The 25562-nt window shown below is 70.9% G+C and carries 28 protein-coding genes; 11 read left to right on the top strand and 17 right to left on the bottom strand.

Going from position 1 to position 25562, the window contains the following annotated elements:
* Positions 1–10: 10 nt before the first annotated feature.
* The 4 genes from qcrB to ctaE are packed head-to-tail and all read right to left on the bottom strand — an operon-like array spanning position 11 to position 4474.
* Positions 11–1618, bottom strand: a complete 1608-nt coding sequence (gene qcrB, locus NBZ83_RS02455) for a cytochrome bc1 complex cytochrome b subunit (RefSeq protein ID WP_261565823.1) — start codon at positions 1616–1618, stop codon at positions 11–13.
* The gene (gene qcrA, locus NBZ83_RS02460; protein WP_261565825.1) at positions 1615–2940 is read right to left on the bottom strand and encodes a cytochrome bc1 complex Rieske iron-sulfur subunit; all 1326 of its coding nucleotides are present in this window, start codon (positions 2938–2940) and stop codon (positions 1615–1617) included. The genes qcrB and qcrA overlap by 4 nt, the downstream gene beginning before the upstream one ends.
* The gene (gene qcrC, locus NBZ83_RS02465; protein WP_261565827.1) at positions 2937–3830 is read right to left on the bottom strand and encodes a cytochrome bc1 complex diheme cytochrome c subunit; all 894 of its coding nucleotides are present in this window, start codon (positions 3828–3830) and stop codon (positions 2937–2939) included. Before qcrC ends, qcrA begins: the two co-directional genes overlap by 4 nt.
* Positions 3831–3835: 5 nt before the next feature.
* On the bottom strand, positions 3836–4474 hold the full coding sequence (gene ctaE, locus NBZ83_RS02470) for an aa3-type cytochrome oxidase subunit III (RefSeq protein WP_261565829.1): 639 nt from the start codon (positions 4472–4474) through the stop codon (positions 3836–3838).
* A 562-nt stretch (positions 4475–5036) separates the two neighbouring features.
* On the opposite strand from ctaE, the gene NBZ83_RS02475 reads away from it, so the two are divergent.
* The gene (locus NBZ83_RS02475) at positions 5037–5471 is read left to right on the top strand and encodes a hypothetical protein (RefSeq protein ID WP_261565901.1); all 435 of its coding nucleotides are present in this window, start codon (positions 5037–5039) and stop codon (positions 5469–5471) included.
* A gap of 270 nt (positions 5472–5741) precedes the next feature.
* On the opposite strand, the gene NBZ83_RS02480 is transcribed toward NBZ83_RS02475, so the two are convergent.
* The 4 genes from NBZ83_RS02480 to NBZ83_RS02495 form a co-directional block, all read right to left on the bottom strand.
* A complete protein-coding gene (locus NBZ83_RS02480; RefSeq protein WP_261565830.1) occupies positions 5742–6281 on the bottom strand; it encodes an SseB family protein in 540 nt (179 codons plus the stop codon).
* A gap of 352 nt (positions 6282–6633) precedes the next feature.
* The gene (locus NBZ83_RS02485; protein WP_261565832.1) at positions 6634–7230 is read right to left on the bottom strand and encodes a DUF3501 family protein; all 597 of its coding nucleotides are present in this window, start codon (positions 7228–7230) and stop codon (positions 6634–6636) included.
* 188 nt (positions 7231–7418) lie between these two features.
* Complete coding sequence (locus NBZ83_RS02490; protein WP_009742898.1) at positions 7419–7859, bottom strand: rubrerythrin family protein; 441 nt, start codon at positions 7857–7859, stop codon at positions 7419–7421.
* 24 nt (positions 7860–7883) lie between these two features.
* Positions 7884–8324: a Fur family transcriptional regulator gene (locus tag NBZ83_RS02495; RefSeq protein WP_261565834.1), complete on the bottom strand. Its 441-nt coding sequence runs from the start codon at positions 8322–8324 to the stop codon at positions 7884–7886.
* 404 nt (positions 8325–8728) lie between these two features.
* On the opposite strand from NBZ83_RS02495, the gene NBZ83_RS02500 reads away from it, so the two are divergent.
* Positions 8729–9157, top strand: coding sequence for a hypothetical protein (locus NBZ83_RS02500; protein ID WP_261565903.1), 429 nt, complete (start codon positions 8729–8731; stop codon positions 9155–9157).
* A 98-nt stretch (positions 9158–9255) separates the two neighbouring features.
* Positions 9256–10335: an anthranilate phosphoribosyltransferase gene (gene trpD, locus NBZ83_RS02505; protein WP_261565836.1), complete on the top strand. Its 1080-nt coding sequence runs from the start codon at positions 9256–9258 to the stop codon at positions 10333–10335.
* 170 nt (positions 10336–10505) lie between these two features.
* Here trpD and ctaF read toward each other — a convergent pair whose 3' ends face one another.
* The 3 genes from ctaF to ctaC are packed head-to-tail and all read right to left on the bottom strand — an operon-like array spanning position 10506 to position 13578.
* Positions 10506–10907, bottom strand: coding sequence for an aa3-type cytochrome oxidase subunit IV (gene ctaF / locus NBZ83_RS02510; RefSeq protein ID WP_261565838.1), 402 nt, complete (start codon positions 10905–10907; stop codon positions 10506–10508).
* A gap of 14 nt (positions 10908–10921) precedes the next feature.
* The gene (gene ctaD, locus NBZ83_RS02515) at positions 10922–12604 is read right to left on the bottom strand and encodes an aa3-type cytochrome oxidase subunit I (RefSeq protein ID WP_438803140.1); all 1683 of its coding nucleotides are present in this window, start codon (positions 12602–12604) and stop codon (positions 10922–10924) included.
* Positions 12601–13578, bottom strand: coding sequence for an aa3-type cytochrome oxidase subunit II (ctaC, locus tag NBZ83_RS02520; protein ID WP_261574246.1), 978 nt, complete (start codon positions 13576–13578; stop codon positions 12601–12603). The genes ctaD and ctaC overlap by 4 nt, the downstream gene beginning before the upstream one ends.
* A gap of 246 nt (positions 13579–13824) precedes the next feature.
* Here ctaC and NBZ83_RS02525 point away from each other — a divergent pair, with 246 nt between their 5' ends.
* Positions 13825–14973: a cysteine desulfurase family protein gene (locus NBZ83_RS02525; RefSeq protein ID WP_261565841.1), complete on the top strand. Its 1149-nt coding sequence runs from the start codon at positions 13825–13827 to the stop codon at positions 14971–14973.
* Positions 14974–15139: 166 nt separating this feature from the next.
* On the top strand, positions 15140–15424 hold the full coding sequence (locus tag NBZ83_RS02530; protein WP_261565843.1) for a sulfurtransferase TusA family protein: 285 nt from the start codon (positions 15140–15142) through the stop codon (positions 15422–15424).
* A 19-nt stretch (positions 15425–15443) separates the two neighbouring features.
* Here NBZ83_RS02530 and NBZ83_RS02535 read toward each other — a convergent pair whose 3' ends face one another.
* Entirely contained in the window at positions 15444–16424 is a 981-nt protein-coding gene (locus NBZ83_RS02535) for a carbohydrate kinase family protein (RefSeq protein WP_261565844.1), read from the bottom strand.
* Between the two features lie 215 nt (positions 16425–16639).
* A complete protein-coding gene (gene erpA / locus NBZ83_RS02540) occupies positions 16640–17002 on the bottom strand; it encodes an iron-sulfur cluster insertion protein ErpA (protein ID WP_261565846.1) in 363 nt (120 codons plus the stop codon).
* 475 nt (positions 17003–17477) lie between these two features.
* Between erpA and nadA the strand changes: the two genes are divergently transcribed.
* The 3 genes from nadA to NBZ83_RS02555 are packed head-to-tail and all read left to right on the top strand — an operon-like array spanning position 17478 to position 20318.
* Positions 17478–18683 carry a quinolinate synthase NadA gene (gene nadA / locus NBZ83_RS02545; RefSeq protein WP_261574247.1) on the top strand — a complete coding sequence of 402 codons (1206 nt, stop codon included), beginning with the start codon at positions 17478–17480 and terminating at the stop codon, positions 18681–18683.
* Positions 18683–19297 (top strand): DUF3043 domain-containing protein, encoded by a 615-nt coding sequence (locus NBZ83_RS02550; protein WP_261565849.1) that lies wholly within the window; start codon positions 18683–18685, stop codon positions 19295–19297. The genes nadA and NBZ83_RS02550 overlap by 1 nt, the downstream gene beginning before the upstream one ends.
* 55 nt (positions 19298–19352) lie before the next feature.
* Complete coding sequence (locus tag NBZ83_RS02555) at positions 19353–20318, top strand: aldo/keto reductase family protein (protein WP_261565851.1); 966 nt, start codon at positions 19353–19355, stop codon at positions 20316–20318.
* A gap of 53 nt (positions 20319–20371) precedes the next feature.
* Here NBZ83_RS02555 and NBZ83_RS02560 read toward each other — a convergent pair whose 3' ends face one another.
* The 3 genes from NBZ83_RS02560 to NBZ83_RS02570 all read right to left on the bottom strand — a co-directional run bounded on the left by NBZ83_RS02560 (position 20372) and on the right by NBZ83_RS02570 (position 22004).
* Positions 20372–20977, bottom strand: coding sequence for a TetR/AcrR family transcriptional regulator (locus tag NBZ83_RS02560; RefSeq protein ID WP_261565853.1), 606 nt, complete (start codon positions 20975–20977; stop codon positions 20372–20374).
* 41 nt (positions 20978–21018) lie between these two features.
* Positions 21019–21504 (bottom strand): nitroreductase family deazaflavin-dependent oxidoreductase, encoded by a 486-nt coding sequence (locus tag NBZ83_RS02565; protein ID WP_261574248.1) that lies wholly within the window; start codon positions 21502–21504, stop codon positions 21019–21021.
* 287 nt (positions 21505–21791) lie between these two features.
* The gene (locus NBZ83_RS02570) at positions 21792–22004 is read right to left on the bottom strand and encodes a hypothetical protein (RefSeq protein ID WP_261565856.1); all 213 of its coding nucleotides are present in this window, start codon (positions 22002–22004) and stop codon (positions 21792–21794) included.
* 342 nt (positions 22005–22346) lie between these two features.
* On the opposite strand from NBZ83_RS02570, the gene NBZ83_RS02575 reads away from it, so the two are divergent.
* Together NBZ83_RS02575 and NBZ83_RS02580 are read left to right on the top strand one after the other, a co-directional pair.
* Complete coding sequence (locus tag NBZ83_RS02575) at positions 22347–22517, top strand: hypothetical protein (RefSeq protein WP_261565857.1); 171 nt, start codon at positions 22347–22349, stop codon at positions 22515–22517.
* Positions 22518–22544: 27 nt separating this feature from the next.
* Positions 22545–23996: a bifunctional adenosylcobinamide kinase/adenosylcobinamide-phosphate guanylyltransferase gene (locus NBZ83_RS02580; RefSeq protein ID WP_261565859.1), complete on the top strand. Its 1452-nt coding sequence runs from the start codon at positions 22545–22547 to the stop codon at positions 23994–23996.
* Positions 23997–24028: 32 nt separating this feature from the next.
* On the opposite strand, the gene NBZ83_RS02585 is transcribed toward NBZ83_RS02580, so the two are convergent.
* Positions 24029–24406 carry a PIN domain-containing protein gene (locus tag NBZ83_RS02585; RefSeq protein WP_261574249.1) on the bottom strand — a complete coding sequence of 126 codons (378 nt, stop codon included), beginning with the start codon at positions 24404–24406 and terminating at the stop codon, positions 24029–24031.
* A gap of 221 nt (positions 24407–24627) precedes the next feature.
* On the opposite strand from NBZ83_RS02585, the gene NBZ83_RS02590 reads away from it, so the two are divergent.
* Positions 24628–25560 carry a MurR/RpiR family transcriptional regulator gene (locus NBZ83_RS02590; protein ID WP_261574250.1) on the top strand — a complete coding sequence of 311 codons (933 nt, stop codon included), beginning with the start codon at positions 24628–24630 and terminating at the stop codon, positions 25558–25560.
* Positions 25561–25562: the final 2 nt, after the last annotated feature.

Below are 25562 nucleotides of genomic sequence, written 5' to 3' on the forward strand. Positions count from 1 at the left end.
TTCAGGTTGTTCAGTGCTTGCCGCCACCGACCGGGGTGCTCGGACCGCCGGGGCCGGTCTCCTTCTCCTCGACGAAGAAGCCGCTCACCGCCTTACCGGCGCGGCGGGCGAGGCCCTTGCCGTCGCCGTCACCGTGACCGTTCGCCGACGGCAGCGCGAACCGGTCGTTCGGAACCTGCGGGTGGTCGGGCACCGGGGTCGGCTTCGGCCGGTGGTCCTCCACGAACTCCCCGCTGGGCAGCTGGCGGATGATGCCGGTCTCGATGCCGTGATGCTCGACCTCGGCATCCTTCTCCTGCAGGCTGAGGCAGATCTTCTTGGTGATCGCGTAGGCAATCGGCGGGACGATGATCAGGCCGATGCGGCCGGCCCACGTCATCGCGTTCAGCGAGATGCTGAACGTCTTCGCGATGACGTCGTTACCACCCGAGATCCACAGGACCAGGTAGAAGCTGATCGACATCGCACCGAGCGCGGTCCTGGTCGGCGCCTCCCGAGGCCGCTGGAGCAGGTTGTACGACTTGGTGTCGCCGGTGAACCTGGCCTCCAGGAACGGGTAGAGCGCCAGCAGCGTGAACAGGATGCCGGGCAGGACCGCCGTCGGCCAGAACACGGCCGGGACGGTATGGCCGAGGCCGCGGAACTCCCACGGCGGCATCAGTCGGGTCGAGCCGTCGAGGAAGCCGATGTACCAGTCGGGCTGGGACGCCGAGGAGACCTTCGACGGGTCGTACGGACCGAACATCCAGATCGGGTTGATCTGCGCGAGCCCACCGAGCAGGGCGAGCATGGCGAAGACCATCATGAAGAACCCGCCGGACTTCACCGCGAACACCGGGAACACCCGGTGGCCGACGACGTTGTGCTCGGTCTTGCCCGGGCCGGGGAAGTCGGTGTGCTTCTGGTGCCACAGGATGCCCATGTGCGCGCCGATGAGGGCGAGCAGCACACCGGGCACCAGCAGGATGTGGATCACATAGAGCCTGGGCAGGAAATTATCGCCCGGGAACTCGCCGTTGAACAACAGGAACGACGCCCACGTCCCGATGATCGGAATGGACTGGGCGATCGAGGCGGCGATCCGCAGACCGGTGCCGGAGAGCAGGTCGTCCGGCAGGGAGTAGCCGGCGAAACCCTCGAGGATGGCGAGGATCAGCAGGCCGACCCCGATCAGCCAGTTGACCTCGCGCGGCTTGCGGTAGGCGCCGGTGAAGAACACCCGGAACAGGTGGACGACGATCGACGCGACGAAGATCAGCGCGGCCCAGTGGTGGATCTGGCGGAACACCAGTCCGGCCCGGGTGTCAAAGCTGATGTCCAGCGTCGAGGCGTACGCCCGGCTCATCTCCACGCCCTTGAGCGGGACGTAGGAGCCGTTGTAGATGACCTCGGTGTTCGACGGGTCGAAGAACAGCGTGAGGTAGATGCCCGTGAGCAGCAGAACGATGAAGCTGTAGAGCGCGATCTCCCCGATCATGAACGACCAGTGGTCGGGGAAGACCTTGTTCAGGTTGCGCCGCAGCCCGGGCTGGGTGCCGAACCGCTCGTCGATGGCGCGGTTGGCCTTGCGGACCGGGGTCGGCCGCTTGACGAACTCCGGTGGGGATGCGGTTGTCATGAGCGCTCCCAGAAGGCGGCACCGACCGGCTCGTCGTAGTCACCGTTGCGGGCGTAGAGGAATCCGTCGGCGTCCGCGGCGATGGCCAGCTGCGGCAGCGACCGACTGGCCGGCCCGAAGATCGCCCGGCAGCCGTCCAGCACGTCGAAGACCGACTGGTGGCAGGGGCAGAGCAGGTGGTGGGTCTGCTGCTCGTACAGGCTCACCGGGCAACCGGCGTGCGAGCAGATCTTGGAGTAGGCGACGTGACCGTCGATCGACCAGTTCTCCCGCCCCTTGCGCGGCCGGTCGATACCCGGTGGCAGCCGAATGAGGATCGTGGTGCTGTCTGCCTTGGTGTGCACGTCGGTCTTCGGCTTGTAGGTGGTCGTGCCGTCCGACTCGGTCACCGGGATGGCCGGGAAGACGGTCTCGATGCCGCCGATGGAGATGTCGCCGAGCTTGACCAGGCGGCCGTCCTCGGTGACCAGGCGCGAGCCCTTCACCCAGGAGGTGTGGTCGAGCTTCTTACCCGGCTTGGAGTTGGTCAGGTTCAGCAGCGGCACCACGACCAGCCCGCCGAGCACGGTGCCGGCGCCCAGCAGGGTCCGGCGCAGCAGCGGGAAGCGGGCGAGACCGGTGTCGGCGAAGCCGGCGGTGATCTCGGCCTCGGTGACCGCGATCTCCTCCTTGGGGGAGGTGAACTCGTGGCGATCCTGGACGGCCTGCTCGTGCGGCATCAGCCGCTTGGCCCACAGGATCATGCCGATGCCGAGGCCGCCGACGGCCAGGCCGAGCGCCGAGCCCAGGCACGGCGTGTAGTACGCCTGGTGCTTGTCACCGACGAAGTTCGTGATGACGAAGCCGACCGTGCCGACCACCGAGATCAGGAACCAGCAGGCGATCAGCCGCTCCGCCCGCCGCTCGGCGCGGCGGTCGACGTCCTCGGCCCGCGGCGGGCGGACGGTGACCCCGCCACCGCCGCCAGCGTGCGTGCCGTAGGTCGGCTGGGCCACCCCGGCGGCACCGGTCCGCATCACCGTGGTCTCGGGATCGCGGGTGGAATCCGTCTGGTTCGGCGGGGTGCCCAGGGCCTCCGGGCCGTCGGAGGTGCCGGCCGGGACGTCTGGGCCCCCGGCCGAGATCCCCGACCCCCCGGCAGGGGCGCCCGAGGTGTCGACCGGGTGCTTGGCCCGCTTGAAAATGCTGCTCATCGAGTCCTGGTCCGACTTGTCTGCTGGCTCACCCTGGTAGCCCGCGTAGTGCACGCGTTCCTGGGCGGAGTCGCCTGGCTGGTCCCCTCCGCCCGAGCCCGCCGTCCCCGGGCCCGTCTGGTCACTCATACCTTCTGCCTCGCTCCGATCCACAGGCACACCACGAGCAGGCCGCCAATGCCTACCAGCATGGCCAGCAACCCTTCCGGCACCGGGCCGTACTTGCCGAGGCTGAAGCCACCGGGACTCTTGCTGTCGGTCAAGTGCTTGACGTAGGCCGCCACGGCGACGGCGTCCTCTTCGTTGACCTGACGGTCACCGAACACCGGCATGGACTCCGGCCCCGTACGCATGGCCTCGACGATCTGCGTCGGAGTGGACTCGCTCAGCGAGGGCGCAAACTTACCGTAGGTCAGCGGGGCACCCTGGGCGACCGCCTGATGGCACTGCGCGCAGTTGGCCCGGTAAAGCTCGCCGCCGTGAGACAGGTCGGCGTCGCTGAGCGCCTGGTCGGTGACCTTGGGCACCTCCGGTCCGCCGCCGAGGCTGTCGACGTACGCGGCGAGCTGGTCGATCTGCGTCGCCGAGTAGATCGGCGGCTTGCGGTCGGCCTGCGCGGCCGGGGCGGCCAACGGCATGCGTCCGGTCGAGACCTGGAAGTCCACCGCGGCGGCGCCGACGCCGATGAGGCTGGGGGTGTCCTTCGTGCCCTGCGCGCCCAGGCCGTGGCAGCTGGAGCAGCCCTGCTGGTACAGGGCGCGGCCCTGCCGGACGGCCTCGTTGGCGTCCGCCGTCTGCGCGGCGTTGCCGGTGGGAGCCAGCATCGTCCACAGCACCCCGGTGGCCAGCAGGCCGAGCACGAGGACGAGGGCGGAGGATCTCCGGCGCCGGCGCGCGGAAGGACCACGCTTGCGCGCGGACCGCTTCGTGGTGGCGACCGGTGTCGCGACCTTGCTCGGCGTGGAGTCCGACGGCGGGTCCGACGGTGTGTCGGACGGTGTGTCCGGGGTTTCAGTCATGTCGCTCACTGGAGGAGGTAGATGGTCGCGAACAGGGCGATCCAGACGACGTCGACGAAGTGCCAGTAGTACGACACGACGATCGCCGATGTCGCCTTCTCCGGCGTGAAGCGCCCGAACGTCGATCGACCCAGCACCATGGCGAAGGCAACGAGACCACCGATGACGTGCAAGCCGTGGAACCCGGTGGTCAGGTAGTACACCGAGCCGTAGGCATGCGAGGACATCGTGAACTTGTTCTCGCCGAAGTACTCGTTCGCCTGGCCGCCGACGAAGACGAGGCCCATGAGCAGCGAGATCAGGTACCAGCGTCGCAGTCCGAAGACGTCACCGCGCTCGGCGGCGAACACCCCGAGCTGGCAGGTGACGCTGGACAGCACCAGGATCACGGTGAAGAACAGTGCGTACCCGACGTGCAACTCCACGGGACCGTGTTCGGAACCGACGGGATCACCCGTCGTCGGCGGCCAGTTGCCGCTGTTCACCGAACGGATCGTGAAGTACATCGCGAACAGGGACGCGAAGAACATCAGCTCCGACGACAGCCACACGACCGTGCCGACCGAGACCATCGAGGGACGGTTGGCCGTCGGGTGTGGTGGAGGAGCCTTCTCGAGGACGGGGGCTGAGGCCACGACGGTCATTCTGGCACGCGATGCTCCAGGCGCCACCGTAGGTTCGACGTTCGGTAGGACTACGACTCGTCGATGACCGGTCCCAGCCGCCGCGTGGACCGCTCCACTCACCGCACAAATCGCTGCGCCGCAGCCGAAACCGCAGGTCCTCGGGGCGCGGCGGCGAGGTTCGAAAAAACCATGACGATCGGCGCCAGCCCGACGGATGTTGTGTGCCTCACCCCTCGCACGTCCACCGCAGGAGCCAGGTCGCCCGGCCCGGCGAACCCGGGCCGGACGGCCCGGCCCACGTGGCCGCCCGCGTGTGTTGCGACCGCCCCCGCCGACCGAAACGGCAGGTCAAGGCGCCTTTTGGACGCCGCGAGCACCCGGATGGACCCGGGCGGCGGGCGAGTTGGGGACGATCGACGGGCAGGTCGGAACGATCGCGGGACGCATCGGGACGATCGTGGGGCTCCGCTGCGTCCGACCGGACGCCCGCCGCGCGAAAAGGGGGCGGCAGATGGAGAACGGACGGCGAGCCGATCGCGTGCCCGCCGACTCGATGGTCGGAAGGAAGTCGAGGTTGCCGATGCGATGGCCCTGGCGGGCCGAGCGCACCACAGCGCCGGTCCTGGTCGACGACGGCTCGCTCGCCGTCCTCGCCTCGTCGTTCGATCCGACCGCCGGTGAGAGTCCGGCACTCGCCGCCCTGGCCGCCACCGGCCATCCACCCGGCACTCCCGTGCTGCTCCGCCACCTGTTCGTCCTCGCCGAGCCTCCCGACGCACACGAAGCCCCCGGCGCGGGGGAAGCTGCGCTACGGGCCGTGGTCGAGCGAGACGGCTACAAGGTCCACCGGCTTGGTCAGCGACTCGCAGTGACGCGCCAGACGGTCCCGACGATCCTGGCCGTGGCCCAGGAGCGGGCCCGGATGACGGGCCTGGAGATGCGACTGCCCCTCACCTACCTCGGATGGCAGGCGTTGGCCTCGCCGCCCGCCGGCCAGGAAGTCACCAAGAGTTGACGGCACCAGGTCGAACCGTCAGCCCACATCGGCGATTGCGCCCGGTGACGGCGCCCGGTGACGGCGCCCGGTGACGGCGACCGCCGCCGTGGGTCCTGCCGGGCTGGCGCAGTCCGTTTTCCAGACGACTGAGGCCGGCCTCACACCCAGGCGGAAGGCGTGTGGCCGGCCCAGAAGCCGCGAGCGAACCCGCGGGCATCGCTCCCCGACCGGGCGGATCGGCCCGGCCGGGGACGTCGATCGGATCGTCGAGCGGACTGCTCGACCAGGTCAGGCGGACATGGCGGCGAGTGCCCGCAGGCCCTCCGCCGGCAGGGCGATCCCGGTTTCGGAACCCGGGTCGACCGCCAGCAGCAGGTCGTCGGACGGCCAGATCCGGCCGAGGGTCGCGATCTGCACCGTGCGGTAGCGGGCGACGTCGGGCAGGGCCTCGGTCAGGCGTTGCTCGGAGGTGAACGTCGGAACGAACTGGGTCCCGTCCTGACGCTCCGCGACGGGTAGTTGCAGAACCTCACTCTCCTCCGACAGGTCGGTGATCTCGTTACCGAGGTCGGGTAGCAGGACATCCGCGAGGGCGAGGTCACCGAGCGCGGAACGCTCGTCGGCCCCCTCGGCCAGGCGGTGCAACGCGTCGAGTGCCGCCGCGCCCTGCTCGGACGCCCGGCCACCGGCCGTCTGCGCCCCGCCGGGCCCGGCGCCGCGGTCGGTCGCGCCGGCATAGGCCGGGTCGCGGTCGGCAGCGCCGCGGGACTGGTCGGGAGCGCCTGGGCCGGCGGAGGCAAGGTCGGGACGTAGCTGGTCATCGGTCACGGGTGACTCCCTTGACGTGGATGAACGTGCTGACGTGAGGTGCCGTAAGCCCTTCGCCTACCCGGTCGCGGGCGCCCCGAACGGATGACCCGCAACAAATCTCGCCAGCCGCCCGCAGCGGCCACCGACCTCGCACTTACCCAACTACCCATTCCCCGGATCGCTGGCCCTGATGTGGGACGTCGGCCCGTTTCGGCACGGGCACGGGCCCTGGCAGTCTGATCTCAGAGGGGAGCTGAATCCTGGCATGCCCGCTTCGGCGGACCAGCCGTCAGGTCCTGACGGTGCTGTCCGAGGCTTGGCGGAATCGAGCAATCCTCGCGGGCCCTGACAACTCGGGCTGCGGGGTGAGTCAGGGGCGCAGGGCGAGGTCGGCGATGAGGGCGCGGCGGGTGGCGGCGGTCAGCGGGGTGGACTCGCTGTACTCGGCGTGGTCGACGACGAGCTCGGCGGGGACGTCCGGGTCGCGGAAGGCGTCGCGGAGCTCGTCGGTCAGCACGAAACGCACCATGTGCACCGAGACTGTCTCGGACGGGACGTCCGGGTCCTCGTCGAGGCCGGGGATCTCCTCCCCCGCGACGCGGCTGCCACCGATCTCCAGAGCCAGGCTGTGCTGCAGGCCGGCGAGGCGGCTGAGCTCCTCGCGCACCGTTTCGAGCACGTTGAGCTCGATGAAGACGGTGGCGGTCAGGACGTGGCTGCCGGGCAGCAGGCGGGAGTACGCCTCGATCTCGTGGGCGACGTCGGCCGACGCCGTCAGCCGCTCGGTGTAGACCATCTCCTGCACCTGGTAGCGCAAGGTCTGCTCGTTCTCGAACTCGGCGAGGACGATGTCACCGACCCGGACGCGGCGCTCGGCGCGCACGGGGAGCATCTGGCGGCGCAGCAGCGGGCGGCTCTCCGCGTATTCCTGGTGGTCGGTGGTGATGTCGGCGACGGTCAGCGCCATGGCGCGGCCTCCTTGTCCGGAAGCGAGGGTGGTGATCGACGAGTGGTGGGGCGGTGGTCGGGTAATCCGGGTGCGGGGGCGACGGTAGTGCGGGGGCGACGGTGGTGCGGGCGGGAGCGCCGCACCGGCGGTGGCCGGCTCCGACGGAAGGATGCTCGGAGCCGGCCACCGGTGTGATGCGAGGCCGATCAGGCGTCGGCGGTCTCCTCGGCGTTGAGGGCGTCGAGGGCCTTCTTGAACCGGCCGGCGTGGGTCTTCTCGGCGCGGGCGAGGGTCGAGAACCAGTCCGCGATCTCCTCGAAGCCCTCCTCGCGGGCGGTCTTCGCGAAGCCGGGGTACATGGCGGTGAACTCGTAGGTCTCGCCGGCCACGGCGCTGGCCAGGTTCTTGGCGGTGGTGCCAAGCGGCTCGCCGGTGGCCGGGTCGCCGACCTCGGCGAGGAAGTCCAGGTGCCCGAAGGCGTGCCCGGTCTCACCCTCCGCGGTGTCGCGGAACAGCGAGGAGGCGTCGGTCAGGCCCTCGATGTCGGCGCGACGGGCGAAGTACAGGTAACGCCGGTTGGCCTGGCTCTCGCCGGCGAACGCCTCCTTGAGGTTCTCGTGGGTCTTGGTGCCGTCAAGCTTCGGCATGAAGCGCTCCTTTGGCATGGGTGTTCACTGTGAGCCGGTCCCGCCCGCGGCGCGGGCCGGATCGGAGCTGTTCGCCTGACAGTCCGGACACATCCCCCGGAACTGCAGGTCGTACCCGGTGATGGCGAAGCCCGAGCGACGGGCGATCTCCGCCATCATTCCGTCCGGTACGGGGTGATCGAGGTCGACCGCTCGGCCGCAGCCGTCGCAGACCGCGTGGTCGTGGCGGCAGGTGTTGGCGTCGTACCGGGCCGCCGCGCCGTTGCCCAGGTTGAGTTCCAACGCCCGACCAGTCGACACCAGCAGCGAAAGGGTGCGGTACACCGTAGCGCTGCCGATCCGTGGGGAGGTGCGGCGTACCCGCTCGTATACCTCGGCCGCGGTGGGATGGTCGTCGGCGGCCCGTAGGACCTCCAGGACGGCCATCCGTTGGGGGGTCAGTCGAAGATCAGCCAGGTCGGTCATGGGATCACGCCCGTCGGTCGCAGCGGAGCACAGGGCCCGTCGTCCCGGGCGCATGCCCGGTTGTGTCGCTGACGGCTGGCTCCACTGGTTGAGAACGAATCTCAGTATCACTGTTGTTCCCACCTTCTGGCAACCGCCCCGGACTGCCGCCGAGTGCGGTGGACCCACGCCGCGGACCCACGCGATGGGCCCTCGCGGCGCCGCCCGCTCGGCGGGCCCGGTGGAGAAGGGATGACGCGACCCCACGGCCGGGTAATCTTCGGAGCGGATCGTGCCGGTCATCCGGTCGTTTCCCATCGGCTTCCGGTAGCCCGCCCACGGCGGGTCCGGTCCCGGTAGGAACGGCGGTCCGCCCCGGGCCGCCGGCCGGCGGTGGCCACCTGATGCGAAAGGCCGTGGACGCCATGAGCACCGTCCTCGTCTACGCCGACCGCGCCGACGTGCGCGCGCGAGTCATCACCGCGATCGGTCGGCTGCCCGCCGCCGACCTCGGCCCGCTGGAGTTCGTCGAAGCCGCCGACGCCGCCGCGGCGATCGACGTCGTCGACCACCACGAAGCCGATCTGTGCATCTTCGACGGGGAGGCCACCCCCACCGGCGGCATGGGCCTGTGCCGCCAGCTGAAGAACGAGGTGACCGACTGCCCGCCGACGATCCTGCTCGTCGCCCGGGCGGACGACCGGTGGCTGGCGACCTGGTCGCAGGCCGACGCGGTCGTCCCCCACCCGGTCGACCCCGGCCGGCTCACCGAGTCCGTCGTGACGCTGCTGCGTGCACGGGCCGGCGGCGCGGCGGCCCGGCGGCCGCTGACGGGCGCCCAGCTCGCCGGCTGACGCAGGTGACCATCGAGACCACCGTGCCCCCCACTGGGCCATCCACTGGACCATCCGCTGGGCCATCCGCTCGGCCACCCGCTGTGCCGGTCACCGCGGTGACGAGCTGGCCGGAGCTGATCGGCGCCCTGCTCGCCCGCGAGTCCCTGGACTCGGCGCGGACGGCCTGGGCCATGGACCAGATCATGTCCGGCGCCGCCTCCCCCGCCCAGATCGCCGGGTTCGCGGTGGCGCTACGCGCCAAGGGCGAGACGGCGGCCGAGATCGGCGGCCTGATCGCAGCGATGCGCACCCACGCCGCTGCGCTGCGGATCCCCGACGACGTCCGAGGACGCGCGGTCGACACCTGCGGGACGGGCGGCGACCGGTCGAACACCGTCAACCTGTCCACCATGGCCGCCCTCGTCGTCGCCGGCGCGGGCGTACCCGTGATCAAGCATGGCAACCGGGCCGCGTCGTCGGCCTGCGGCTCGGCCGACCTGCTCGCCGAGCTCGGCGTGGTCATCGAGCTGCCACCGCCCGGCGTCGAAGCGTGTCTGCGGGTGGCCGGCATCGCCTTCTGCTTCGCCCGGATCTTCCACCCGGCGATGCGGCACGTAGGCGGCCCACGCGCCGAGATCGGCGTCCCGACCGCGTTCAACATCCTCGGCCCGCTGACCAACCCGGCCAACCCGGGTGCGCAGGCCATCGGGGTCGCCGACGCACGCCTGGCGCCGGTCGTCGCGCAGGTCCTCGCCGACCGTGGCACCCGCGCTCTGGTCTTCCGCGGCGACGACGGCCTCGACGAGCTCACCCCGACGACCACGTCCACCGTCTGGGTGATCCCCGGCGAGGCAGTCGGGGGCCCGGCCGTGTCACCTCGTCGCGAGCAGTTCGACCCGCGCGACGTCGGCATCCACGTGCCGGACATCGCCGCCCTGCGCGGCGCCGACGCCCCCCACAACGCCGCCGTCACCCGCACGCTGCTGGCCGGTGAGCCGGGGCCGGTCCGCGACGCGGTGCTGCTCGCCGCCGCCGCCTCCCTGGTCGCCGCGGCGGGCCCGACCGAGGCGCCGATCACCGAGCAGATCGCCGGCATGCTGCCCCAGGCCGCGAGCGCCATCGACTCCGGCGCCGCCGCCGCGGTCCTGGCGCGCTGGGTGGAAGCCAGCCAGGCCGCCGCGGCCATCACCCGCTGAGCCCCCGGGCACTGCCCGGGGTTACAGCTCCCCCCTTTGCCTTGCTCATTTGGGCACGGAAAGGGCAGGGAAGACACGTGTGGGGCCGGCCGATGCCGCAGCATCTGCCGGCCCCACACGCACTGGCGCAGAGGTCGCGGCCGGGTTTACCCCGAGCCGCGGGGCGCGTCTCAGTCCTCGGGCACCGGGGGGTGCCAGAAGTTCTCGAACACGAGGCAGGTCGCGAACACCACGACCATCGCCAGGCCGAGGACGAGCAGCCAGATCCCGAAGACGAGGCCCATGGCCGCCGTCACCGAGCTCGCGCCGATGAAGAACGGGTAGTAGCTGCCGGGAGTGAAGTGCCCGAGCTCGCCGGCGCCGTCCGCCACCTCGGCGTCGGGCAGGTCCTGCGGGCGCATGCCGATCCGGCGTCCGGTGAAGATCAGGTAGCCGCCGACGAGCAGGCCCAGCCCGGTGGTGAGGGTGAGCGCCGCGGTGCCGGTCGGGTCCTTCGCCCAGAACCAGTAGACCAGCGCCGCAGCTCCGGCGAAGACGCCGAAGAAGCTGAAGATGATGCCTTCCACCTTCATACGATCACCGTCCCCTAACCGATCTCAGGTGTCGCGTGATAATCGACCCGACCGACTGTGGCCGGGAAGTGCAGGTCGAACGCGGGCCGCTCGGAACGGATCCGCGGCAGCGTCCGGAAGTTGTGCCGCGGCGGCGGGCAGGAGGTCGCCCATTCCAGCGAGTTACCGTAGCCCCACGGGTCGTCGACGGCGGCGAGCTGACCCTTGCGGTACGAGTGCCACAGGTTGTAGATGAACGGCAGCGTCGACAGGGCCAGCAGGAACGACCCCGCCGAGGAGACCGTGTTCAGGGTGGTGAAGCCGTCGGACGGCGCGTAGTCGGCGTAGCGCCGCGGCATGCCACGCAGGCCCAGCCAGTGCTGCACCAGGAACGTGGCGTGGAAGCCGAAGAACACCGTCCAGAAATGAATCTTGCCCAGCCTGTCGTTCATCATCCGGCCCGTGACCTTCGGGAACCAGAAGTAGGTGCCGGCATAGGCGGCGAACACGACGGTCCCGAAGATCACATAGTGGAAGTGGGCGACGACGAAGTAGCTGTCGCTGACGTGGAAGTCGATCGGCGGGCTGGCCAGCAGCACTCCGGTCAACCCGCCGAACAGGAAGGTCACCAGGAAGCCGATGGCGAACAGCATCGGCGTCTCGAAGGTGAGCTGCCCGCGCCACATCGTGCCGATCCAGTTGAAGAACTTGATACCGGTCGGCACCGCGATCAGGAACGACAGGAAGGCAAAGAACGGCAGCAGCACCGCGCCGGTGACGTACATGTGGTGCGCCCACACCGCGATCGACAGGGCGCCGATGCCGATGGTGGCGTAGACGAGGCCCTTGTAGCCGAACAGCGGCTTGCGGGAGAACACCGGCAGGATCTCGCTGATGATCCCGAAGAACGGCAGGGCGAGGATGTAGACCTCGGGATGGCCGAAGAACCAGAACAGGTGCTGCCAGAGCAGCGCGCCGCCGTTCGCGGCGTCGAACACGTGCGCACCGAACCGGCGGTCGGCCTCCAGTGCCAGCAGCGCCGCGGCGAGCACCGGGAACGCGACCAGCACGAGGATCGAGGTGACGAGGAAGTTCCAGCAGAAGATCGGCAGCCGGAACATCGTCATGCCGGGCGCGCGCAGCGTCAGGATCGTAGTAATCATGTTGACTGCGCCGAGGATGGTGCCGAGACCGGAGATCGTCAGGCCGACGATCCACAGGTCGGAGCCCGCCCCAGGCGAGTAGACGTCGTTGTTCAGCGGCGAGTAGGCGAACCAGCCGAACGACGCCGCGCCGTTCGGGGTGAGGAAGCCGGCCACCACCGTGAGGCTGCCGAACAGGAAGAACCAGTACGACAGCGCGTTGAGCCGCGGGAACGCGACGTCCGGCGAGCCGATCTGCAGCGGCACCAGGAAGTTCGCGTAAGCGAACGCGATCGGCGTCGCGAACATCAGCAGCATCAGCGTGCCGTGCATCGTGAACAGCTGGTTGTACTGCTCGTTGGAGAAGTACTGCAGGCCCGGCCGCGCAAGCTCGGCCCGCATCATGATGGCCAGGATGCCGGCGAACAGGAAGAACGCGAACGAGGTCACGAAGTACATGACCGCGATGTCCTTGTGGGACGTCGTGCGCAGATAACCGAGCAGGTTCGTTCGCTTGGTTAGGTGGGGTTGCTCGGGCTCGGCGTGGCCGACGCCCTGTTCTTGCACGAGGGTCACTGTCCGCTCCCGGTGGTGGCAGTGGTTGCGGTGCTGGCGGCGGCGGTCGTCGTCCCGCCGGACGTCGACGGAACGGGGGCGTTCTGCCGCTCCGAGATGAACCTGTCGTACTCGTCCTGCGGCACGACCTTCACGTAGAAGTTCATCCGGTCGTGATCGGTCCCGCAGAGCTCGGCGCAGCGACCGATGAAGGTACCGGTCTTGGTCACGGTGAGCTCGAACTGGTTGACCCGACCGGGCACGACGTCCCGCTTGAACAGGAACTCGGGCACCCAGAAGGAATGGATGACGTCCGGCGAGGACTCTTCGAACCGGATGGAGCGGTTCTGCGGCAGGACCAGCACCGCGGGCTCACCGGGCCGGCCGGTGACCTCGATCTGGTTCGGCCCCTTGTGGCCCGCGCCCGGGTCGAGGTACTTGAACTGCCAGTTCCACCGGAAGCCGATGACGTCCACCGTGACGTCCGGGTGGGCCGAAAGCTTTGTGATCTTCGACTCGTCGCGCGCGGTGTAATAGAACATCGCACCCACGATCACGACGGGAACGACGGTGTACAGGATCTCGACGGGCAGGTTGTAGCGAATCTGCCGCGGGAGCACGTCGCTGCGCTTGCGGAAGGCGACGACCGCGTAGAGGATCATGCCCCAGACGACCACGCCGACAATCAACGCGGCGATCGCCGAGCCCTGCCAGATATTGAGCAGCCGCGGGGTGTGGTTGGTCACACCGTCCGGGTAGCCAAAGTTGGGTTTGTCGCAGGCGGTCGCCGCGATCCCCACGACGGCAAGCGTGCCGACCAGGCGCAGGGGTCGGCGACCCGGCCGCGCCCGTCGCCTCTCATGGGCGCCGACCGTGCCAACCGCCTCGACCGCGTCGTTCGCGACCCCGCCCGCGCTGCCAGAGTCAGCCGGCGTCGTCGGCGTGTCCTCGACATCCGCGACCGACGGCCGGGTCCGACCGAAGGATCTCCTCACCAGGTCCTGCCTCCCACGACTAGCGGCCCGCGTCGACGGGGCGGAGGCTGTCCGCCGCCATCCGCGAAGCCCCAGAAACGCCATGTCAACCCGGTCGATCCCTCCGGACGACATGCTGTCTTCGACACGCTGTAGATGGTGCGGCAGCAGCGTATCTCAGCGGCCCGGCAGCTTCTCGCCACAGGCCCCATCAAGGGCCTGTGACGCACGACCCCTCAGGGCCCGCCACGGCGTAGCGTCACACCCGTGTCGACCTATCTCGACCATGCGTCGGCCACGCCCCTGCACCCCGCGGCGCGCGACGCCCTCAGGGTGGCGCTTCAGGACGGCTGGGCGGATCCGGCCCGGCTTTACCGGGAGGGCCGGCGCGCCCGGATGCTGCTGGACGCGGCCCGCGAGACGGTCGCAGGGGTCCTCGGCACCCGGCCCGACGAGGTCAGCTTCGCGGCGAGCGGGACCGCGGCGGCCACGCTCGCGTTGCTCGGCACCGCGGCGGCCCGCCGCCGCGCCGGCGATGTGATCATGGTGAGCGCGGTCGAGCACTCCAGCGTGCTGCATGCGGCGCAGCACCACGAACAGGCCGGCGGGCGGCTCGTAGAGGTGGGGGTCGACCGCTTCGGGCGGGTGGATCCGGCCGCGTTCGCGCCGGTTCCCGGCACCGCCGTCGCCAGCCTCCAACATGCCAACCACGAGGTCGGCACCGTCCAGCCGGTCGCCGAGGTCGCCGAGCGCCTGCATGCCGCGGGCGTCCCGCTGCACACCGACGCCGCCGTGACGGTCGGCCGGGTGCCCGTCGACCTGGGCGTGCTCGGCGCGGACCTGCTGACCGCCAGCGCCCACAAGTTCGGCGGCCCGGCCGGGGTGGGCATCCTCGCGGTGCGCACGGGAACCCGCTGGCGCAGCCCCTGGCCGGCCGACGAGCGCGAGGGCGGACGGGTCGCCGGCTATCCGAACGTCCCCTCGATCGTGGCCGCCGCCGCCGCACTGGCCGCCCGCACGGCGGAGCTCGCGGCGGAGGGCCCACGGCTGGCCGGCTACGTCCGTGATCTGCGGCGTCGGCTGCCCGACCTCATCGACGGGGTGGAGCTGCTCGGCGATCCGGACCGGGCCCCGACTGCGCCGCACATCACCGCGTTCTCCTGCCTGTACGTCGAGGGCGAGGCGCTGCTGACCGAGCTGGACCGGGCCGGCATCGCGGTCAGCTCCGGGTCGAGCTGCACCTCCGACACCCTGACCCCGAGCCACGTGCTGGTCGCGATGGGCGCGCTGACCCACGGGAACCTGCGGGTGTCGTTCGGCCGCGATTCCACCCAGGCCGACCTCGACGCCCTCCTCGAGGTCCTGCCAGGCGTCGTGCGAGCCGTACGGGCGCGACTCGGGGCGGACGAGCTGTGACCGGTTGGCCCAGGACGCCGCGACATGCGGCCGGTCGGCCCGGGACGGCGGGCCCGGCAGCCGGGCGACCAACGTCACCCGGATCCACCGACGCCCGGCCCGGCACGGAACGGCACGTGACCGGCCGGCGCGCGACCGGCCGGGTGGGCAGGGAGATGGGCCGGCGATGACCACCGACAGGCCGGCTGACACCGGAACGGGGCCCGATCGGGCCATCGCCGCGCCGGCGGGCACGGTGGACTCCCGTGGCCGGCGCTGCCCACTGCCGATCATCGACCTCGCCCGCGCCTTCGGCTCGGTGGCGCCCGGCGACACCGTCACCCTCTGGGCGGACGATCCGGCCGCCGGCCCAGACGTGGCGGCCTGGTGCCGGCTGCGGGGTCAGCTCCTGGTCGCGGTGCGCCCGCTGCCGGCCGGCGGCGAGGAGTTCGTCATCCGACGCCTCGCCTGAACCCGGCCGCCGAAGCGGCTCAGATCACGGGCAGGTGCTCGGCGATCTGGGCGGCCGCGTCGGCGCCGTAGGCCTCGGTGATCCGCTTGAGCATGTCGGACGGCTCGGCCGTGTACTCCTGCGGGCCGAGAGTCTCCAGCACCAGAGTGGCGAGCAGGCAGCCCACCTGGGCGGAGCGTTCGAGCGGCAGCTCCCACGACAGCCCGGCGAAGAAGCCGGCGCGAAACGCGTCACCGACACCCGTCGGGTCCGGGGTAGCCCGCGCGGGCACCACGGGGACGCGAATCGGGTCGCTCTCCGGCGCCTCGATCACCACGCCGTCCTTGCCGTGGGTGGTGACCCGCACACCGACCTTCGCCAGGATCTCCGCGTCGCTCCAGCCGGACTTGCTCGCCAGCAGCGCCTTTTCGTACTCGTTGCAGAACAGGTAGGCCGCGCCGTCGACGAGCTCGCGGATCTGCGGGCCGTCCAGCAGCGCCAACTGCTGGGACGGGTCGGCGGCGAAGGCGTAGCCGCGTTCACGGCACTCCCGGCTGTGCCGCACCATCGCGTCCGGGCTGTTCGGACTGATGATCACGATGTCCAGCCCGCCGAAACGGTCCGCGATCGGCCCGAGCTCGATCTCGGCGGCCTCGTTCATCGCCCCCGGATAGAAGGAGGCGATCTGGTTGAGATCCTCGTCGGTGGTGCAGATGAAACGGGCCGTATGCGCGATCTCACTGACCCGGACGGCGGTGGTGTCCACGCCGTGCCGGTCGAGCCAGGAACGATAGTCGCCGAAGTCCTCCCCGACGGCACCGACGAGGATCGGGTGCAGGCCGAGCCGGCCCAGACCGAATGCGATGTTGGCCGCCACCCCACCGCGGCGGATCACGAGTTCGTCGACGAGGAAGGACAGCGACACGCTGTGGAGCTGGTCGGCGAGCAGCTGCTCGGCGAACCGCCCCGGAAAGCGCATGAGGTGGTCGGTGGCAATGGAACCCGTCACGGCAATACGCACGATCGTGGAGCCTACCGTCACCCGACCCAGCCCGGAGCAGCCGGGAGACGAAGAAGCCCGGCCCGACCGTGGTGGCTCGAGCCGGGCTTCTTCGTCAGGATCTATGTCGCGGCGTCGTCGGGATGCCGACTACGACCCCCCGTGCCGCTGGTGAGAGGAATGCACCAGGGTCAGGGGCGGTCACGAACGGCACACAGGGGCGACCGCTCAGTCGATCAGTGGAACGAGTCGCCGCAGGCGCAGGAACCCTGCGCGTTCGGGTTGTCGATGGTGAAGCCCTGCTTCTCGATGGTGTCGACGAAGTCAATCGTCGCACCGCCGAGGTACGGGGAGCTCATCCGGTCAAGGACGACCTTGACACCGGAGAAGTCCAGGACGGTGTCACCGTCGAGGGAGCGCTCGTCGAAGAAGAGCTGGTAGCGCATTCCGGAGCAGCCCCCGGGCTGCACCGCGATGCGCAGCTTGAGGTCATCGCGGCCCTCCTGCTCCAGCAGGTTCTTGACCTTGCCGGCAGCCATGTCGGTGAGGTTGACGGTCGAGGACTGCGTCGCGGTCTCCGTCGTGTCCTGAACGGTCATAAGGACTACTCCTGCCCTTGCTGGACGTGCCTGGCGTACCAGGCTCACTGGTTCCGGTCGGGTACTGCGCTTCCGGTCGGTTGCATCCGGTCGGGTACTGCCTGCAACCAGCCGAGTCGCCTCGGCCGGCGCCTCGGACACGGCACAGCGTCTGCGCCGACGTTCATGCTCAACACCATGGGACTGGATCCGCTTCCCATCGTAGCGACGCCATCGGGACCCGGCCATGGTGCCGACTCGTGGGCCACGAGACGCCGATCACCTCAGGTCACATTCGTGACTGTGTTCACGCTCATGACGGAACCAGACCGGCAACCCGGACAAGCCGGCGTCCGACCGGCGGAGCTCCGCATACGATGGCCGCGGGGAGTTAGAGTCTCATCGACCATTCGCGGACGGCCCCGGCGGGATCGCCGGTCGGTCGGCGCGGACGACCAGGCGGCCAGGCTGCGGGCCGGTCGACCGGAGGAGCGCCATGACCATCAATCCGACCCTGGGTGGGGATCCGGCCCTCGCGCAGGTGGGCGTCGCCCCGTCTCCCCTGGCCCTGCTGCTGCTCGGCCGCGGGTCGGATCCGGCGAGCGAGCGTGGCGTCGACTGCCCCGGGGAGTTGCCTCCCGCCGCGGACCCCACCCTCGCGGCCCGCGCCGCCGCCGCAAAGACCGCGCTCGGTGACCGGGTCTTCATCCTGGGGCATCACTACCAGCGCGACGAGGTCATCACATTCGCCGATGTGACCGGCGACTCGTTCAAGCTCGCCCAGCAGGCCGCCGCCCGCCCTCAGGCCGAGGCAATCATCTTCTGCGGCGTGCACTTCATGGCGGAGAGCGCCGACATCCTCACCGGCGCGCACCAGCGGGTCATCCTGCCCGATCTCGCCGCCGGCTGCTCGATGGCCGACATGGCCACCGCCGAGCAGGTCGAGCAGGCCTGGGACGACCTGCTCGACGCCGGCGTCGCCGCGGACACCGTCCCGGTCAGCTACATGAACTCCTCGGCCGCCATCAAGGCGTTCACCGGCCGCCACGGCGGCACGATCTGCACCTCCTCGAACGCCCGGCGGGCGCTGGAGTGGGCGTTCGGCGAGCGCGGCGGGACGAAGGTGCTGTTTCTGCCCGACCAGCACCTCGGGCGCAACACCGCCGTCGGCGAGCTGGGGATGACCGAGGCGGACTGCGTCGTCTACGACCCGCACCGGCCCGGCGGCGGACTGACCCACCGCCAGCTGCGCGAGGCAAAGATGATCCTCTGGCGCGGGCACTGCTCGGTGCACGGGCGCTTCACCCGCGACAGCGTGGACGAGGTGCGCGCCCGCGTCCCCGGAGTCACCGTGCTCGCGCACCCGGAGTGCCGCCGGGAGGTCGTCACCGCGGCCGACCTGGTCGGCTCCACGGAATACATCATCTCCGTCGTCGACGCCGCCCCGGCCGGCGCGGCGTTCGCCATCGGCACCGAGCTGAACCTCGTGCGGCGGCTGGCGAAGCGGCACCCCGACAAGACCATCGTCTTCCTGGACCGTACGGTGTGTTTCTGCTCCACCATGAACCGGATCGACATGCCGCACCTCGTCTGGGCGCTGGAGTCACTCGTCCGCGGCGAGACGGTCAACCAGATCGCCGTCGACCCGGACGTGGCCACCTTTGCCCGGAAGGCACTCGATCAGATGTTGGCACTGCCCTGATGGCCCTGCTGAAGCGGCGTGGCCCCGCCGAGGTCGACGCCGAACCGCTCGCCGAGCAGGTCGAACCGGTCGAGCTGGACCCGTCGGCCGACCCGCGGCGCACCGCGGCGAAGGGGCGGCCCACGCCGAAGCGCTCGGACGCCCGGGCCTCCCGGGGCAAGAGCGCCGCGCCCACGGGCAAGGGTGCGAGCCGCCAGGACGCCAAGTCCTCCCGGCGCCGGCAGAGCCAGGAGTACCGGGCGGCGATGATGTCCGGGGACGTCAGCCGGCTGCCGCCGCGCGAACGGGCCCCGGAGCGGGTGCTGGCCCGCGACCTCGTTGACACCCGGATCACCGTCGGGCCGTTCTTCCTGGTGGCCGCCGTCGTCTACTTCGTCGGCGGGCTGATCCCGAACGGCGTCGTGCGGCTCGCCGCGACCCTGCTGATGCTGATCGGCATCATCGCGGTCGTCGTCGACTCGATCGTGCTCTCCTGGCAGGTCAGCCGCAAGGTCGCCGAGCGCTACCCGGACTCGCGGGTGCGGGTGCGCGCCTACGCGGCGCAGCGGGCCCTGCTGCCGCGACGGTGGCGCCTGCCCCGGCCTCGGGTGTCTCGCGGCGACTCGCGGCACTAGTCCGCTCACCGGTATGTGCATCCCCTTCCGGGTGGGTCCGTCGTAGGTTTGTGACGTGAAACATCGACGCCTGGGACGCACCGGCCTGTCCGTCAGCGAGATCTCCTACGGAAACTGGATCACCCACGGTGATCAGATCGAGGCGGACGCGGCGACGGCATGCGTACGCGCCGCCCTCGACGAGGGCATCACGACTTTCGACACCGCGGACGTGTACGCGGGCACCCGCGCCGAGAGCGTGCTGGGCGACGCCCTGCACGGCGTGCGCCGGGAGTCCTACGAGCTGTTCACCAAGGTCTACTGGCCGACCGGCCCCGGTGAGAACGACAGGGGCCTCGGGCGCAAGCACATCATCGAGTCCGCCCATGCCTCGCTGCGCCGGCTGCGCACCGACCATCTCGATCTCTACCAGGCGCACCGCTACGACCCGACGGTGCCGCTGGAGGAGACGCTGCGGGCCTTCGACGACCTGGTCCGCGCCGGCAAGGTGCTCTACATCGGGGTCTCCGAGTGGACCGCCGAGCAGATCACCGACGCGGTGCGCATCGCGGGCGAGCTGGGCCTGGACCGGATCATCTCCAACCAGCCGCAGTACTCGATGCTGTGGCGCACCATCGAGGCCGAGGTGGTGCCCGCCAGCGAGCAGGCCGGCATCTCCCAGATCGTCTGGTCGCCGATCGCGCAGGGCGTGCTGACCGGCAAGTACCTGCCCGGCCAGCCCCCGCCGAGCGGCAGCCGCGCCACCGGCGGAGCCGGCGCGACGTTCATCGCCCGGCTGCTCAACGACGACGTCCTGGCCGCGGTGCAGAACCTGCGCCCGATCGCCGCGGACGCCGACCTGAGCATGGCCCAGCTCGCCGTCGCCTGGGTGCTCCAGAACGACAACGTCGCCTCGGCGATCATCGGCGCCTCCCGGCCGGAGCAGGTGCGGGAGAACGTCAAGGCCGCCGGGGTGACCCTCGACCCGGCCCTGCTCAAGCGGATCGACGACGTGCTCGCCGACGTCATCCAACGCAACTGAGGCCGCCGCCGAGCCCGATCGAGGTGACCGGTGAGCCGCGGGGCGGGCGGGGCTCAGCCTGAGCGGTCGTCGTCGACGGGCCGGCGGAAGGCGGCGGTCAGCGCGGCCCAGGTCCGATCCAGGTCCGAGCCCGGCAGGTACCGGCCGTCCAGCTCGAGGATGATCGTGCCGTGCGCCGCCGCCCACAGCGCCTGCGCGAGATAGGGCTCCCCCGTGGCCCGGTAGAACGGCTCGCCCGCCCACTCCTCCACACCCGCGGTGAGCTGATCGCGGCGCAGCGGGCCGGCGGTGACCAGCCGGTAGAGGTTCGGCTGCGCGCGGGCGTGCGCGCGGTAGGCCGCCAGCAGGTCGCCGAGCACGCCCGCGGCGTCGGCGCGGTCGACGACGCCGTGCAGCAGGTCACCGGTCTCGACGAGGGCGGCGTCGACCAGCATGGTCTCCAGCTGCGTCTTGCCGGCGAGGTGTTTGTACAGCGAGGGCGCGCGGATGCCCAGCAGCTCGCCGAGCCGGCGCATCGTCAGCGCCGCCGCGCCCTCGTGCTCCAACACCTCCCGCGCGACGGCGATGATCTCGCCGACCCGCGGCGAGGTCGGCGCCAGCTCGGGCCGGGGCGCGACGGGCGCCAGCGGCAGCCCGCCCAGGGCCTGCGGTGTGCCCATCGGTCCCCTCTCCCGCGGCGCCGGGGTGACGAGGCCGCCGATCAACCCACGGTCAGCGCGAAGACCGGATGGCGGGGCGCGATCCGGCGGATCTCCTCGTCGGTGGAGTCGGGCCCGATCCCGTCGAAGAAGGCGCCGACCTCGGCCTTCCAACGCTTCAGGTAGGCCCGTAGCACGGCGACGCTGTCCGCCGGCTCCAGCTCGTCGGCGTGGTAGAGCGTACGCGAGCGCCCCCGCAACAGATACAGCTCGCCGCCCGCGGCGCGGACGTTGCGGACCCACTGCCCGTGGCCGCGCGCCGACACCAGGTACTGCCGCCCCTCGTGGGTGAGCAGGTTCACCGGGGTCCGCCGCGGCTGGCCGCTGGCCCGGCCGCGCACCTCCAGCACCCGGCTGCCCAGCACGCTCACGCCGGCCCGGGTCACCAGGGCCACGAGGCGGTTGGCCACGTTGCGGGTGAACCAGCCGGGCGCGAGGTAGTGCGCGCCGGTGGGACGGGACGACGCCTGGTCACGCTGCTCGGTCATCAGCTTGTACCTCCGGAACGACGGATCAGCTAACACCGTTAGCCGCAACGTTAGCTAACAGCGTTAGCCTCAGGCTTGTCAACCGCGATCGCCGGAGTTCAGCCCGCGACCAGCGGGTAGGCATGACCAGGCCGTTGCGATCGGCGGCGGATGCGTGGGAAAACGCCTTCATGTCTCTTCCACCGGGCTCGGCGTCTGGTCTATCCCTGCGGAAGAGACAGGCAGCGCCGCTCCCATGCAGACCGCGTCGCGCGCGAAACCGCGTCACACGTCAGGCCCGGCACGGCTCAGGTGACCGGCCGCAGGCTCATCGGGCCGTAGACGCGCCGTCCGGCGTCAAGCAGCGTGACCTGGACGACGCCCGCCTCGAGCAGGTCACGCCACGTCTCGCCGAGCCAGGTCTCGGCGTCGCCCTGGCTGGTGAAGGATTCGGAGCTCGACGCACCGCCGACCGTGACGATCACTCCGTCGTCGCCCTCGTAACGCCAGGTCCAGGTCATGCGTGGGTCCCTTCACCGGGGCGGCCCGAGTCGGCCAGCCGCCTTGCGCGATCGCCCGATCGGTCGACCGGTGGACCCATCCAACCGCGTGCCCTGCGTCGGCGCGGCGCCGCGGATCAGCGTGCCGCCCATCGCCGCCCGCGCCAGGGCCGATGCTCCGCGGCGGATCGGCTGAGCGGACCGACGGTTCGGTGCCGCACGCCACTGGCGCGCATGCGGACCCCCACGCCAGGATGTCCTCGACGCCGGTAACGTCAGCCCTGACGGACATGGTCACGGAACCACCCGGGACATCCGGTCGAGCGCACATCCGGTATATCCGGTCGAGGAGGAAGAACCCGCGTGGGAACGACCGTCTACAACGCCGCAGCCTTCGCCGCCGAGTCCGCGGAGCACGACCCGCCCCTGACCTGGTGGGCTGCCGTGATCGTCACCTTCGTGGCCATCTTCCTGCTGGCGGCCGTGCTCGCGCTGATGACCCGATGGGAGCGCAAGCGCCACCCGCACGGTTGATCCGGACGCGGTGACGGGGGCCCCACGGTGCGGGTGACGCTGCTCGGCACGGGTTCGGCGGACGGCTGGCCGAACCCGTGGTGCGACTGCGCCTCCTGTGCCTGGGCACGCAGGCACGAGGTCCGCGGCCAGACCGCCGTTCTCGTCGATGACGCCCTGCTCCTCGACTGCGGCCCCGACGTGCCGCGGACCGCCGCCCGGCTCGGTGTCCGGCTCTCCGGCCTGCGCCATCTGCTGATCAGTCACGCGCATCCCGACCACCTCGGCCCCGAGAGTCTGATGTGGCGGTCGTGGTCGTCCGCCGCCGGTCGGCCGCTCGACGTCGTCGGGCCGCCCGCGGCGCTGGCGGTGTGCCGCGAGTTCCTGACCCGCTGGGAGGGCGCCGACCCGGCACGGGAGGGCTCCGACCTGCGATTCGTCCCGGCAACGGCGGGTGGCGGGTCGCCAGTCGATGGTCCGCTGCGCCTCGGCGCGGGCGACGCCGGGTACCTCGTGCGCCCGCTGGCCGCCCGGCACGGCGACGCGAGCATCGGCCCGGCGGTCCTTTACGACGTCACCGCCCCCGACGGCGGCCGGCTGCTCTACGGCTGCGACACCGCCGCGCCGCTGCCCGCACCGACGCTCGCCGCGGTGACCGGCCGGGCGTACGACGTGGTGCTGCTGGAGGAGAACAACGGGGATCGGCCGGGCTTCGGCGAGCATCTCGACCTGGCCTCCTTCGCCGAGGTCGTCGCGGAGCTGCGCCGCCGCGGCGCCGTGGTCGACGGCACCCGGGTGCTCGCCGTCCACCTCAGCCACCGCAACCCGCCCGGGGACGAGCTGGCCCGCCGGCTCGCTTTGCTCGGCGCGCAGGCTCCCGGCGACGGCGCCGTCCTCGACCTCACGCCTCGCGCGCCGCTCCGGCTCGTCCAGTCCCCCGCGCCCGCCACGCAGCCCGCGAGTCCCGCCGCGCAGCCCCCGCCGCACCGGGTACTGATCACCGGTGGGGCCCGGTCGGGGAAGTCCGCCGAGGCGGAACGCCGGCTGCTCGCCGAGCCGGCGGTGGTGTATGTCGCCACGTCCGCGCCCCCGGACGCCACGGACGCCGAGTGGTCGGCGCGGATCGCCGCGCACCGCGAGCGCCGACCAGCGGCGTGGACGACCGTGGAGACCCTCGATCTGGTGCCGCTGCTGCGCTCGCCGGGGCCGCCGCTGCTCGTCGACGGCGTCGGGCTGTGGGTCGCCGCGCTGCTCGACGACCCGGCGGAGCTAGCGACACGGGTGGGTGAGCTGGTCGAGGCGTGGCGGCACACCGCGCGCCGCGTGGTCGCAGTGACCGACGAGGTCGGCTCCGGGGTGGTGCCGGCGTCGGCCGCCGGCCGACGATTCCGCGACGCCCTCGGTCTCCTCAACGCCGAGCTCGCCGCCGCCTCCGACGAGGTCTGGCAGGTCGTGGCCGGCACCGCGATCCGGCTACGCCCCCGAGCCGCGGACTCGTAAGCCGTCGACCGCGGATTCGAGCCCCATCCACCTCACCACAATCTGTCATCATGCCCGGGATTACACGTGTACACCGGAAGATCATTGGGCGGGGCCGTGGCTGCGATCCTGGTGGCGTCATACGCGCGGGCTGAAGACTTGCGGCCGGCCCGCCGCCGTGCGGCCGCCACCCGCCCGAACGCCCGCGCCGCCGGCGCGTCGAAAGGCAGCGGGTCGAAAGGCAGCGGGTCGAAAGGCAGCGGGTCGAAAGGCAGCGCGTCGAAGTCGGCCTCCGCCTGCTGAACATGAGCCTGGCGGGCGGCGCGCTCCCCATCCGTCGTCGCGACCAGCGGCCGGGCCGAAAGCTCGACCAAGGTGACCGCGGTGATGAGCGGCTCCGCCGGAAGGCTGGCCGGGTCCTCGATCCGCAACAAGATGATCTTGCTGCTCATGTTGAGGATGCCACGCTGCGGCCAGTGACAGCGAGTGCAGTCGCTGTGCACGCACCGGCAGTGACGCGGGTCGAACGCATCGAGACTTCGACGTTATGAAACGTGGTTCCGACCTATCGATCCAGGTGAAACGTTCATCCGTCCTTCACCTGGCCACGATCGAATGTTCCGGGGCGGGTCTTAGCGTGAAATTCGTGACCATGACCCCACAGAACACCACCCAGCCCGGACTCGCGGGTGACGCGCCACCCGGCTCGCCCGGCTCGCCCGGCTCGACTGGCTCGACTGGCTCCTTCGGCCCGATCATGGAGCACGTCCGCGCCCACTCCGCGTCGCTGTCGGCGGCCGAGCAGCGTGTCGCCCGAGCCATCCTGTCCGACCCGGTCGGGGTCGTGCATCTGTCGGTCAGCGACCTGGCCCAGATCGCCGGAAGCTCCCCGGCGACGGTGGTGCGGTTCTGCCAGGCGCTGGGTCTGCGGGGCTTCCAGGAGCTGAAGCTGGCGCTGGCCCGCGAGTCGATCCCGGCCGAGCGACAGCTGCTCGACGAGATCGAGCCGGGCGACGGTCCGGCCGAGGTGACCAGCAAGGTCCTCTCCGGCGCGGCCAATGCCCTGCAGTCGGCCGCCCAGTCGGTCAACTCCGAGGCGATGGGGCAGGTCGCCGAGTTGCTCGGTGACGCCCGTCGCATCGTCTTCGCCGCCGTCGGTACCTCGGCCTCGCTCGCTGGCGACGTCGCCTACCGCTTCACCACCATCGGACTCGACGCATCCTTCGCCGCCGACGTGCACATCCAGCACGTCACGGCTCGGATGCTCACCGCCGAGGATCTGTGCTTCGCGATCAGCCACACCGGCTCGACCGTCGAGACCCTGGCCACCGTCCGTGCCGCCGCCGCCGCGGGCGCCGCGACCGTGGCGCTGACCAGCTTCGCCACCTCACCGCTCACCGAGCTCGTCGATCACGTGCTCGTGGCCGGAAGTCGAGAAACCGCCTATCGCATCGAGGCGATGACCAGCCGCATCGTCCACCTGACCATTCTCGACGCGCTGTTCGTGCTGCTGGCCCTGCGCCAGCCCAACGCCCAGCTCGCCCTCGCCGAGACCGCCGACATCCTCATCGAACACCGCCTGTAACA

It is taken from the genome of Frankia gtarii (genome assembly GCF_025403375.1).
Classification (GTDB): Bacteria; Actinomycetota; Actinomycetes; order Frankiales; family Frankiaceae; genus Frankia; species Frankia gtarii.